Raw genomic sequence first — 12077 nt, 5'->3', positions numbered from 1 at the left:
TTTCTACGCCGTTATATCTAAAGGGATATCTCGAAACCGAATGGGGGAACCGCATGCGCACTGAACGTCGAACCTTGCTGAAATTTTTCGGAACTGCCGCCGTCGCACTCTGGATCGGCGGCGCATCGCTCGCCCAGCCGGCGCTCGCAGCCGAAAAGGTCACCGTCTTTGCTGCGGCAAGCCTCAAGAACGCGCTCGATGCCGTCAATGCCGAATGGCAGAAGGAAGCTGGCAAGGAAACCACCGTTTCCTATGCGGCGAGCTCGGCCCTTGCCAAGCAAATCGAGTCCGGCGCACCGGCCGACGTCTTCATCTCCGCTGACCTTGCCTGGATGGACTACGTTGCAGAAAAGAAGCTGATCAAGGACGACACCCGCGCCAACTTGCTCGGCAACCGCATCGTGCTGGTCACCGGCAAAAAGGATGCTGCTCCGGTCGATATCAAACAAGGGCTTGATCTGAAGGCATTGCTCGGCGACGAGAAGCTAGCGATGGGCGCCGTCGATTCCGTTCCGGCCGGCAAGTACGGCAAGGCTGCGCTTGAAAAGCTCGGGATCTGGTCGTCGGTCGAAAAGAATGTGGCTGGTGCTGAAAACGTCCGCGCAGCGCTTCTGCTCGTCTCCAAGGGCGAGGCTCCTTATGGCATCGTCTACCAGACGGATGCAGCCGCCGATAAGGGTGTGACGGTTGCCGGCACCTTCCCGGAAGACAGCCATCCGCCGATCGTCTACCCGATCGCGATCACTGCCGACAGCAAGAACCCGGACGCAGCCGCCTATGTCGACTTCGTCAAATCTGCCAAGGCGGCCGCTCTGTTCGAAGCTCAGGGTTTCACCATCCTGAAGTAGGGTGGGCCTGAAGTAAGATCGGCCTGAACTAGGATTACCCTGAAATATGACGGCCATGCGCTCTATCCGCAGATGGATGGAGCGCATATCGTCTGGTCATCGGGGACGGAGCATACACATTTGGACTGGTTGGCTTTAAGCGACGCGGAATGGACGGCAATCCGCCTCAGCCTGCGCATATCCTTCGTCGCGATGATCGTCAGCCTGCCCTTCGCCATCGCCATCGCCATGCTTTTGGCGCGCGGCCGCTTCTGGGGAAAATCCATCCTCAACGGCGTGGTTCACCTTCCCCTGATCCTGCCACCGGTCGTCACCGGCTTTCTCCTTCTGATCCTCTTTGGCAAACGCGGCCCGATCGGTGCATTTCTGGCCGAATATACCGGCATCGTCTTATCCTTCCGCTGGACCGGTGCTGCTCTTGCCTGCGCAGTGATGGCTTTCCCGTTGATGGTCCGCAGCATCCGCCTGTCGATCGAAGCCGTGGACCGCCGGCTGGAACAGGCGGCATCGACACTGGGCGCCGGGCCGATCTGGGTCTTCCTCACTGTCACACTGCCGCTGGTTCTGCCGGGCGTCATCGCCGGCATGGTGCTTGCCTTTGCAAAGGCGATGGGCGAATTCGGCGCGACGATTACGTTCGTTTCCAACATTCCCGGCGAAACCCAGACGCTGTCTGCGGCGATCTACACCTTTACTCAGGTTCCCGGAGGCGACGCCGGTGCGTTTCGCCTGACCCTGATTTCCATCGTCATTTCCATGGCCGCGCTGATCGTGTCGGAGATCCTCGCAAACCTTGCTGCGAAGAAAATGGATGCCACATGAGTCTTGAGGTCGATATCCGCCATCGGCTTGGCGCATTTTCCGTTGACGCGGCATTCTCCGCAGACAAGGGCGTAACCGCTCTCTTCGGCCGCTCGGGCTCCGGCAAGACATCGCTGATCAATATCATTGCCGGGCTGATGCGGCCCGCGAGCGGGCGGCTAGCCTTCAATGGCGATGTGCTTTTCGACGGTGACACCAGCGTTTTCGTGCCCGCGCACAGACGCCGTTTCGGCTATGTCTTTCAGGAAGCGCGGCTCTTCCCGCATCTAAGTGTGCGGCGAAATCTCGGCTATGGCCAATGGTTTGCCCGCCGCCGCCATGGCGGAGCGGATTTCAATCGGATCGTCGATCTGCTCGGCGTCGGTGCATTGCTGGACCGTGCACCGGCCAATCTTTCCGGCGGCGAAAAGCAGCGCATCGCCATCGGCAGGGCGCTGCTGTCCAACCCGCGCCTTCTGCTGATGGACGAGCCCATGGCCGCGCTCGACGAGGAGCGCAAGGCAGAAATCCTGCCCTATCTGGAGCGGTTGCGTGACGAGGCGGACATCCCGATCATCTATGTCAGTCACTCGGTCGCTGAAGTCGCCCGGCTGGCGACAAAGGTCATCATTCTGGAAAATGGCCGCATCAGCGCATCCGGAGACGCTGCCACCATCCTCAGCCAACCCTCTTCGACGATCAGCCGACGGGAAGCCGGGGCAGTCATCGATGGCATCGTCGAGGCGACGGACACAGAGCATCAGATCACGGTCATCCGTGCCGGCAAAGCCGAGATCCGCGTGGCGAACCTGAATGCGCCCATCGGCAAGAGCGTCAGGTTGCAGATCGCCGCGCGCGACGTGATGCTGGCGACCAGCCGCCCAGAGGGACTGAGTGCACTCAACATTCTGCCCGCAACGATCATCGAGATCGGCGAGCCGGCGCAGGGTATGGTGGATGTCCGCCTCGATTGCGGCGGCGTGACGATCGTTTCGCGGGTGACGTCCCTGTCGCGCGGCATGCTCGGGCTGCATGCCGGAAAGACTGTTCACGCAATCATCAAGAGTGTGGCTCTGGATCTGTGATCGCCGGAGCGCTTGCACTGAGATTGCCCTGCAGCCAGGCCAGTTCCGATGCCAGCGCAACCTGTGCCTTTTCCTCCATCGCGCGAAATTGACGGATCAGCTCCTCGCCGAACGGTGTCAAAACCGCGCCTCCGCCCTGTTTTCCACCGCGCTGCGATTCAACCACCTCCTGCCTGAACATGCTGTTGAGCGCACTGACCAGAAGCCAGGCTCGACGGTAGGACATGTCCATGGCACGGCCCGCAGCCGAGATTGATCCGGTTTCGCGGATATGTTCGAGCAGCTCGATCTTGCCGCGGCCCAATCGTTCCGCATGGGGGAAATCGACCCGCAAAACGGGATGGAGGTTGTTGGATTCGGTCTGTGTCATGCGGTTCTGCGCGCCCTGGCTGGATCGATAGAAGACTATCGCGCCCGCCCGCCGATGTATAGCGCAGCCGTCATTCCAGAGTGACCGCCCTCAAATTCTCAATCCGCTTTCACTATCAAAAACATGCACATCAGCCGGACGGATCGACACATCAATGATATCGCCCGTTCTGACCGCCCTGCGCGACGTTTCAACGATCGTCACCTCCGCGGCTGTAGACGTGGTGATGTAGGTCGCCGAGCCGGTGCTTTCGACGACACCGACAGGCAGGCGGAAAACGCCTTGCCCGGGATCGACGAAATGCAGGTGTTCGGGCCTCAGACCCGCCGTCACCTTGCGCCCGGGCTGCAGCTGACGGTCGAGAATGATGGTCTGCTTTTCGCCGACATCGACCGTCAGCGACCGGCCATCCTCGCCGACCACCGCAGGCACGAAATTCATCGCCGGTGAGCCAATGAAACCGGCAACGAACCTGTTAGCCGGCCGATCGTAGAGCTCCAGCGGCGCGCCCTGCTGCTCGATGACGCCATCCTTCATGACCACGACATGATCGGCCATGGTCATCGCCTCGATCTGGTCATGCGTCACATAGACGGATGTCGCGCCCAGCCGGTCATGCAGCGTGCGGATTTCCTTGCGCATATGGACACGTAGCGCCGCATCAAGATTGGACAACGGTTCGTCGAACAGGAACGCTTTCGGATGACGGATGATCGCCCGGCTCATGGCGACACGCTGGCGCTGGCCGCCGGAGAGTTCGCGCGGATAGCGGCCGAGCAACTGCGAGAGGCCTGTGGTCGCTGCCACCTCCTCCGCCGCCTTCTTTGCTTCGGCCTTTGGAACACCGCGAATGCGCAGGCTGTAGGTAAGATTCTGCTCCACCGTCATATGCGGATAGAGCGCATAGGACTGAAACACCATGGCGATATCGCGCTTGCGCGGCGGCACGTTGTTCATCAACTCGCCGGCGATCTTCAGGTCGCCGGTCGAGATGCTTTCAAGCCCGGCCAGCGATCGCAGCAGCGTGGACTTGCCGCAGCCGGACGGGCCGACGAGAGCGACGAAACTGCCTTTCTCGATGCTGAGCTCGATGTTCTTCAACGCGTGGAATGCGCCGTAGTATTTATTGACGCCCGAGAGCTCGATCTGCTTGGTCATTTGATGGCTCCCGAAGTAAGGCCGGAGACGATGCGCCGCTGCAGCAGCACGAAGATGGCGAGAATGGGGGTCACGTAAATCGTGGCATAGGCCATGATGTTGTTCCATTCGTTGGTGTTCGGCCCCATGAACGAATTGAGGCCAACGCTGGCGGGCTGCAGCTCCACCGCCTGGATGATCGACTTCGAATAGACGAACTCTCCGAAGGCCTGCATGAAGATGAGGATGGCGCTGACGAGGATACCGTTGCGGGCGAGCGGCAGCACGATGTTGAAGAAGGCGCCGACGCGCGAATTGCCATCAACCAAAGCCGCCTCCTCCAGCTCTTGCGGTACGGCCATGAAGGTGGCGCGCACAAGCACAACGAAGAACGGCATGCTTTTCGCGGCGATGGCGATGATCACTGCCAGACGCGGATAGTTCAGCATGCCGAGTTGCGAGAAGCCGACGAAGATCGGCGTGATCATCAGCGAAGCCGGCAGGACCTGCAGCATCAGGATCAGGAACAGCCCGATATCCACCCAGACATTGCGATAGCGCGCCAGAACATAGGCGCAGCCGACGCCGAGCACGGTGATCAGCGTGACCGAGCCGAAGGCAATGATCAGCGAGTTCCAGAGGTAGCGGCCCATGCCCCGGCTTTCCCAGACAAAGGTATAGGTTCCCCATTGCGGTTCCGACGGCCAGAAGCTCGGCGGCGTCGCGAACATCTCCGAGCCGCTTTTCAGCGCGGTGATAAACATCCAGTACAGCGGAAACAGATAGATCGCCGCCATGAGGATGGCGATCACCAGCATCAGGCGATTGCGGTTGGTGTCGGTCATCCGCGCACCTCATGGCGTGTGGAGCGGACATAAACGACCGAGGCGAACATCACGAAGACAATCATGATGACCGAGATCGTCGCGCCCTTGGCAAAATCATATTGCCGGAAGGACAGGTCCCAGGCCCAGTATTGCGTGACATTGGACGAATTGTTCGGCCCGCCAGAGGTGATCGCGGCAAAGAGGTCGAACTGCTGCAGCGTGAAGATCAGGCCGAGTGAAATGATGGCGCCGATGGTCGAGCGCATCATCGGCAGTGTGATCGTCCAGAAGCGCTGCCAGGCGTTGGCGCCATCGAGTTCGGCAGCCTCATAGAGATCGCCGGGAATGCTCGCCAGACCAACCGACAGCAAGATCATGTTGAAGGCCGTGCCCAGCCAGACATTGGCCATGATGACGGCATAGAGCGAATAGTTCGGATCGGAGCGCCAGAAGATATTGCCGCTGATAATGCCGGTTTCCCGCAGCATGAAATTCAGCACACCGAAGTCGCCCGACAGGATCCAATTCCAGATCGCGCCGACAACGAGACCAGGCATCACCCAAGAGACGAGAAACAGGCCGCGCAACCACGAGGCACCGGGAAAATTCACCCAGAAAAACAGCGCCAGTCCGAAGCCGATCAGGAACTGCCCGGCGATCGAGCCGATGACGAAGATCGCCGTATTGCCAAGGATCGGCCATGTCTCGGGTTGAGCGAACAGGTCCTGATAATTCTTGAAGCCGACGAAGGGCCGCAGCAACGTGCCGAGGCTAAACATGTCGACTTCCTGAAAGCTCATCAGGATATTGTAGAGCAGCGGCAGACCCGCCATCAGGAACAGAAAACCGAGCGGAAAAGCGACGAGTACGATATCGAAACCGTTGCCATCCCTGATACTGGAAAGCAGCCTCTTCATGGGGCCTCCGATGCTCCGAACGGGGCTGCCTAACGCATTGATGCGGGAGACAACCCCTTCCGGGAGGAAATGATGGAGGGCCGATCAACAGCCATCCGGTGGAGGAGAGGTTCAGCCCAATACAGCCTTGATCTTCTCGGCCGCCTGATCAAGCGCGTCCTTCGGGCTCGACTGGCCGGTTAGCGCGGCCTGGATCGCATCCTGGATCGCCTTGGAGATCTTCGGCCATTCCGGATGCGGGCCGCGTGGTTTGGCGTATTTCAGCTGCTCGAGGAATACCTTGAGCCCGGCATCCTTGAGCGCCTGACCGGTTTCCGGGATCGCGATGTCGGAACGGGCCGGAAGCTGACCGTAGTTCTTGAACATCTTGTCGTCCTGCGAGGCAAAATATTCGAGCGCCTTGAAGGCTTCTTCCGGGTGCTTGGTCGAGGCGAAGATCGCCCAGTTGAAATCGCCCATGGCAGAGGAGCGTTCAGCACCTTCCTGTGGAACCGGCAGCAGCGTCACGCCCCAGTCGAATTTGGCTTCCTGCGACATGCGGTCGAGTTCCCACGGACCGGAAATCACCATGGCGGCATTGCCGGAATTGAACGTGCCGGTCGAATCCCACTGGCCGCGGGTCAGCGTATCTGGCGAGGCCAGCTTCTCGTCCATGATCGTCTTCCAGACCGTCAGCGCCTTCACAGCCCCTTCGGAATTGATGTTCTCATAGCTGCCACCACCCATCTGCGCCCAGGGCAGGAACTGGAAAGTGCCTTCCTCGTTAGCCTTGGCAGAAAAAGCGAGACCATAGACGTTGGCAACCGGATCGGTCAGCTTGCGCGCGTCCTCGACCAGCTCGTCCCAGGTCTGCGGCGGCTTGTTCGGATCGAGACCCTTCGCCTTGAACATGTCCTTGTTGTAGTAAAGCGCAATGGTATTTGTCGCTTTCGGCACGCCATAATATTTGCCGTCCCACTCGACCGATTTCAGCGGGCCGGGGAAATAGTTATCCGGCTTGATCACCGTGGATTTCGAAATCATGTCGGTGAGATCGAGGAAGGCGCCGCGCGATGAAAACAGCGCATGTTCGGGATTGTCGATGGCGATGATATCCGGCGCCTGGCCGGTCGAATAGGCGCGCATCGCCTCGCTGACCACATCGTCGAACTGGATCTGGCGATACTCGATCTGGATGCCGTTGTTGAGCTTGTTGAAATCGGCCACCAGATGCGGTGCCGGCTGAATGTCGCGGTCGAGCGACCAGACGGTGAGCTTCACATCTTCCGCCTTGGCGGAAAGACCGAACATCGAAACGCCTGCAAGCGCCAGCGCACCAATGACTGCATAGTTGCGGATACCCATAATTTTCCTCCTTGTGGTTATCCTGTCGGCCGTCATCCTCCATGCCGGCCTTCTTCAGTCCATTCCAGTCTGTCGCGCCGGTCCGACTGATCGGGCCGGCCCGGTCAATCAGGCGGGATCGACGACGAAATCGCCGCCCCGGCAAGCCTTCAGGTAATTCAAACCATGAACCTGTCCGGTCATCTCCAGCGCATCGCGATAGACCGGATCATGCCAGCCTTCGATGTCGATCGAGCCGGACCATCCGGCCAGACGCAGTTCGGAGATCACATCGGTCCAGTTGGTATCGCCAAAGCCCGGCGTACGCATGAACACGAACTTTTCCTTGCCGAAAATCCCGTGCTCGCGGATGACGTCCCAGCGGATCGTCGCGTCCTTGCCGTGTACGTGGAAGATCTTTTTCGCCCATTTGCGGATCTGCGGCAGCGGGTCGATGAGATAGACCATCTGGTGGCACGGCTCCCATTCGAGCCCGATATTGTCATCCGGTGTCTCGTTGAACATCAGCTCCCAGGCATCCGGATTATGGGCAATATTCCAATCACCAGTCGCCCAGTTGCCATCCATGGCACAGTTTTCAAACGCAATCTTCACGCCCTTATCGGCCGCCCGCTTGGCAAGTTCGCTCCAGATCTCCTTGTAACGCGGCAAGCTGTCGGTCAGCGGTTTGTTGCGGATACGGCCGGTAAAGCCAGCAACGCAGGTGGCGCCGAAATGGTGCGCGTTGTCGATGCAGTCCTTCCAGCCCTGCAGCGTATCGCGGTCGATGTCGGTCGTCTCCAGCGGGTTGCCGAACATGCCGAGCGTCGAAATCGTGATGTCGCGGTCACCAATTGCCTCGACGCAGCGTTTGCCGAGTTCCTTGAGGTTTTGCCCGTTGGTCGTCTGCCAGAAGAAGGGTTCGAAGCTCTCGAAGCCCATGTCTGCCACTTTGCCGATACGCTCTGCAGCCTTGCCTGCGGATGCGCTAATCATGGTGCCGATGCGAATGGCTTTTGCCGGGTTGCTCATGAGACTGTCCTGTTCATAGAGTCACGCGTTGCTTGGTGCGGGCGCTCTCGATCGCCGCAAACACCATGGCAAGGCTGCTGATATTGTCGTTGCTGACCGTCTCCGGCTTGGTGCCAGTTTGAATGGCCTTCAGAAAATCGGCGATGACGCTGGCATGACCATGGGTCTGCGCCTCGTTTGCCGGCTGCGGGACATCGATGGTTTCGATCGGGCGGAAAAAGCCTTCCGAACCGGCAACCACGCCGGTCTGGAAACTGTCGGCACCATCCCAGAGCAGCGTGCCCTTGGTGCCAATGATCCGCCACTGGCTTTCCCAGCTGGTATTGGCCCCCTCCGCGCACCACGAGCCGCGGTAGGTGAAGGTCACATCGCCGGAAAATTCGAAGATCGCATTGGCGGCTGCGCCATGGGCATACCAGGAGCCACGCGGATTGCTTTGGTGGCAATAGACGGCGACCGGCACCTCGCCCGCGACGAAGCGGGCAGCGTCGAATGTGTGGATGGCCATGTCGAGCAACAGCACATTGTCCATCTCTTCACGGAATCCACCGAAATGCGCGCCGATGAAGAAATCGCAATGGATCGCTGTCAATTCGCCAAGCACCCCGCTTTCGACAAGACGCCGGATCCGCCGGATGCCGGAGATGAACCTGCGGTTCTGGACGATGGCATGGATTTTTCCGGCGGCTTCAGCCTGCGCAATCAGCGAACGGCCTTCTTCGATGGAAGATGCCATCGGCTTTTCGCTGAGCACATGGCATCCACGCGCCAGGGCGGTTGCAACAACGCTGTGACGCGCCGATGGAATGACCACGTCGAAGACGATCTCGGCCGAGGCCTTTTCCAGCACCTCATCGAGGTCCGAACCGATAATGGCATCCCCCAAACCGAACTCGTCGGCAAGGGCCTTCGCTGCCGCCGGATTAACGTCAACCAGCCCGACGACCTCGACGGATGACCGTATTTCAGGGGTATTCGCGATCGCCTTGAGCCAGCCCTTGGCCATAGCTCCGCACCCGCACAAAACTGCACGCAAAATGGAATCTCCTCCTCCAAATCTACGGTTTTCGCTCCTTTTCGATCACCGTAAACGTTTACGGTACTATGATCGATTTTTGAAACGTGTCAAGAGATGGACATCGGGAGACCGAAATCACACCTTGGAAGCGGCTGGAATGACAGGCATACGCAGGCTTGCGCAACATCTGGATATCTCCATCGGAACCGTGTCGCGGGCGCTGAACGGCCGTCCCGACGTCAACGAGGAAACCCGTAAACGGGTACTCGAGGCCGCTGCCGAACTCGGCTACGTGCCCAACCAGTCCGGCCGAAGCCTGCGCCAGGGCACTACCAACATCATCGGCTTCATGATGCAGACCGGCACCGAGATCACCGGCCAGGGCGATACTTTCTTTATGAGCGTTTTCGATGGCGTCCAGACGGTGTTTGCCCGCCATCATCTCGATCTGGTCGCGCTCCTTTGCTCATCCGAAGAGGACCCGGACGACTACCTCCGGCGCGTGGTCGCTCGCGGGTTTGCCGACGCGTTGATCCTGTCATCAACCCAACGCCACGACCCGCGCTTCGAATTCCTCGCCAAGCGCAAGATCCCCTTCGCCACGCTGGGGCGCAGCCTGACAGATGTCGGCCAACCCTGGCTCGACCTCGATTTCGAAGGCATGGCGCAGACCTCGATCGACAGGCTTGTCGCCAAAGGCCACCGGCGGATCGCCGTGACGCGGCCGCATGACGACGTCAACCTTGGCCATCTCTTCGTTGATCAAAGTGCGGAGGCATTGGCCGCACATGGATTGTCTCTCGACCTGGATCTTGTGTTCAGATCGACGCCGAACGAGGCAGGCGGCTACCAGATCGCACAGCAATTGCTCGCCAAGAAAGATCGGCCAACGGCGATCCTGCTGGTCAACGAGACCATAGCCATCGGCCTTTATCGCGGTCTCAACGAAGCCGGTGTGAAGCCGGGACGCGACATTGCTATTATCGGCCGCCACAGCCCGCAATCGCATTTTCTCTCGCCAAGCCTCACCGGCTTTGCGCTGTCGCGGCGTGATCTCGGTATCGCGCTTGCGGAAGCGCTTCTCGCGACCATGCCGGCCTTTCGTCATTTTTATCCGGATGCCGAACTTCGCAAAGTCTGGCGGGAAGACCTGATCGAAGGTGAAAGCGACGCCTTCTCCCTACCGGCCTGACGGCGCGTACGAAACCGGCGCCCCGGCCAGTCTTTGCGACTTGAACAGCAGCGATTTACCGTGCAAACCGAAGACATATTTCTTTGATGCTCGGAACTGATTGCCCATGCCCGGCCCCACTCTCGACCACACCGAAACCGACCACACCCTTCCCAAGAAAGCCGACGTCGTTGTCATCGGCGGCGGCATTATCGGCGTGAGCACGGCGCTGTTTCTGGCCGAACGCGGCGTCGATGTCGTGCTCTGCGAAAAGGGCGTGCTCGGCGGCGAGCAATCCAGCCGTAACTGGGGCTGGGTCCGCGTCATGGGCCGCGACCGGCGCGAAATTCCGCTGGCAATTGAAGCTCTGAAAATCTGGGACGGGCTGGATACACGCGTCGGCGGCAGGACCGGCTTTCGCCGCTCCGGCATTTTCTATATTTCAGAAAACGAAACGGACATCGCCAATAGGGATCGATGGCTGAAACTTGCTCAGGCACACGGCCTCGACACACGCCAGATCGGTCCAGACGAAACGGCAACGCTCATGCCGGGTGCAGCAGTGCGCTACAAGGGCGCGCTCTACACGCCAAGCGATGCCCGCGCCGAGCCGCAAAAGGCGGTACCGGCCATCGCAGCTGGAGCCCGCCGGGCCGGCGCCCGCATCGTGACGGCTTGCGCCGTACGCGGCATCGAGAAAAGTGGCGGCCGCATCAGCGCTGTCATCACCGAAAAAGGCCGCATCGAAACATCCGCTGTCGTGCTTGCTGGCGGCGCATGGTCGCGTCTGTTCTGCAAGGGGCTCGATATCCGGTTACCGCAGCTGAAAGTCCGCAACTCGGTCCTGCGGACCGGCCCACTGCCCGGAGGTCCTGAAGGCGCCGGTGCCACAGGAAGTTATGCCTATCGGAAGTGCCTCGACGGCGGTTACACTATCGCCAATGGCGGCATCAATATGCACCCGCTGGTGCCGGACAGTTTTGCTTTTTTCCGGGATTTTCAGCCCGCGCGAAAGGCCGAGGGCGAAGCGGTCCAGCTGGGTCTGAGTGCGCAAAGCTGGAATGAACTGTTCGAAATATTCGCGGTACCGCTCGACCGTGCGGGCGCATTCGAAAGGCACCGGGTTCTCGATCCGAAACCCGATGCAAAATCTGCACTCATGGCACTTCAGGCGGCGGCCGAAGCCCTGCCTGCCCTGCGGGCGGCGAAAGTCGAGCAGATCTGGGCCGGCATGATCGACGTGACACCGGACGCAGTGCCGATCATTTCAACACTTGACGATAACCCCGGCCTGGTCATCGCCACAGGATTTTCCGGTCATGGTTTCGGCATTGGCCCAGGCGCCGGGCATCTTGCCGCCGATCTGATTACCGGCGACACCCCGATCGTCGATCCCACGCCCTTCCGCTTCAGCCGCTTCTCCGACGGCTCACCGCTCGAAATCGCGCCGCCGGTTTGAACCGCTGCGCCCATAACGGGCACCTCGCACATACAAAACATCCCCGAACGCACAGGGCTTTCGGGGATGTGAAAACGTGCGATGGAAAA

Annotated in this window: 12 protein-coding genes; 5 read left to right on the top strand and 7 right to left on the bottom strand. The window is 59.9% G+C overall.

Going from position 1 to position 12077, the window contains the following annotated elements; genetic code table 11:
* Window positions 1-53 precede the first annotated feature (53 nt).
* The 3 genes from modA (at window position 54) to modC (ending at window position 2734) form a co-directional block, all read left to right on the top strand.
* The gene (gene modA, locus R6X40_RS10940) at window positions 54-848 is read left to right on the top strand and encodes a molybdate ABC transporter substrate-binding protein (RefSeq protein ID WP_318413448.1); all 795 of its coding nucleotides are present in this window, start codon (window positions 54-56) and stop codon (window positions 846-848) included.
* A 120-nt stretch (window positions 849-968) separates the two neighbouring features.
* Window positions 969-1670 (top strand): molybdate ABC transporter permease subunit, encoded by a 702-nt coding sequence (gene modB, locus R6X40_RS10935; protein WP_318413445.1) that lies wholly within the window; start codon window positions 969-971, stop codon window positions 1668-1670.
* Window positions 1667-2734, top strand: a complete 1068-nt coding sequence (modC, locus tag R6X40_RS10930) for a molybdenum ABC transporter ATP-binding protein (protein ID WP_318413443.1) — start codon at window positions 1667-1669, stop codon at window positions 2732-2734. Before modB ends, modC begins: the two co-directional genes overlap by 4 nt.
* On the opposite strand, the gene R6X40_RS10925 is transcribed toward modC, so the two are convergent.
* From R6X40_RS10925 to R6X40_RS10895, 7 genes are all read right to left on the bottom strand, one after another.
* A complete protein-coding gene (locus R6X40_RS10925; RefSeq protein WP_318413440.1) occupies window positions 2709-3104 on the bottom strand; it encodes a winged helix-turn-helix domain-containing protein in 396 nt (131 codons plus the stop codon). The two genes, modC and R6X40_RS10925, sit on opposite strands and share 26 nt — an antisense overlap.
* A 90-nt stretch (window positions 3105-3194) precedes the next feature.
* Window positions 3195-4262 (bottom strand): sn-glycerol-3-phosphate ABC transporter ATP-binding protein UgpC, encoded by a 1068-nt coding sequence (locus tag R6X40_RS10920; protein ID WP_318413438.1) that lies wholly within the window; start codon window positions 4260-4262, stop codon window positions 3195-3197.
* On the bottom strand, window positions 4259-5086 hold the full coding sequence (locus R6X40_RS10915; protein ID WP_318413436.1) for a carbohydrate ABC transporter permease: 828 nt from the start codon (window positions 5084-5086) through the stop codon (window positions 4259-4261). The genes R6X40_RS10920 and R6X40_RS10915 overlap by 4 nt, the downstream gene beginning before the upstream one ends.
* Window positions 5083-5985: a sugar ABC transporter permease gene (locus R6X40_RS10910; protein ID WP_318413434.1), complete on the bottom strand. Its 903-nt coding sequence runs from the start codon at window positions 5983-5985 to the stop codon at window positions 5083-5085. Before R6X40_RS10910 ends, R6X40_RS10915 begins: the two co-directional genes overlap by 4 nt.
* Window positions 5986-6096: 111 nt before the next feature.
* The gene (locus tag R6X40_RS10905) at window positions 6097-7329 is read right to left on the bottom strand and encodes a sugar ABC transporter substrate-binding protein (RefSeq protein WP_318413431.1); all 1233 of its coding nucleotides are present in this window, start codon (window positions 7327-7329) and stop codon (window positions 6097-6099) included.
* Window positions 7330-7437: 108 nt separating this feature from the next.
* Window positions 7438-8340: a sugar phosphate isomerase/epimerase gene (locus R6X40_RS10900; RefSeq protein ID WP_318413428.1), complete on the bottom strand. Its 903-nt coding sequence runs from the start codon at window positions 8338-8340 to the stop codon at window positions 7438-7440.
* A 13-nt stretch (window positions 8341-8353) separates the two neighbouring features.
* Window positions 8354-9379, bottom strand: coding sequence for a Gfo/Idh/MocA family oxidoreductase (locus R6X40_RS10895; RefSeq protein WP_318414198.1), 1026 nt, complete (start codon window positions 9377-9379; stop codon window positions 8354-8356).
* Between the two features lie 136 nt (window positions 9380-9515).
* Here R6X40_RS10895 and R6X40_RS10890 point away from each other — a divergent pair, with 136 nt between their 5' ends.
* Both R6X40_RS10890 and R6X40_RS10885 read left to right on the top strand, forming a co-directional pair.
* The gene (locus R6X40_RS10890) at window positions 9516-10550 is read left to right on the top strand and encodes a LacI family DNA-binding transcriptional regulator (protein ID WP_318413425.1); all 1035 of its coding nucleotides are present in this window, start codon (window positions 9516-9518) and stop codon (window positions 10548-10550) included.
* 106 nt (window positions 10551-10656) lie between these two features.
* Complete coding sequence (locus R6X40_RS10885; protein ID WP_318413422.1) at window positions 10657-11988, top strand: FAD-binding oxidoreductase; 1332 nt, start codon at window positions 10657-10659, stop codon at window positions 11986-11988.
* Window positions 11989-12077: the final 89 nt, after the last annotated feature.

The organism is Rhizobium sp. PL01 (assembly GCF_033447125.1).
Taxonomy (GTDB): Bacteria; Pseudomonadota; Alphaproteobacteria; order Rhizobiales; family Rhizobiaceae; genus Pararhizobium.
The sequence above is the reverse complement of the archived record's forward strand: the minus strand, read 5'-3'. Positions and strand labels throughout refer to the sequence as shown.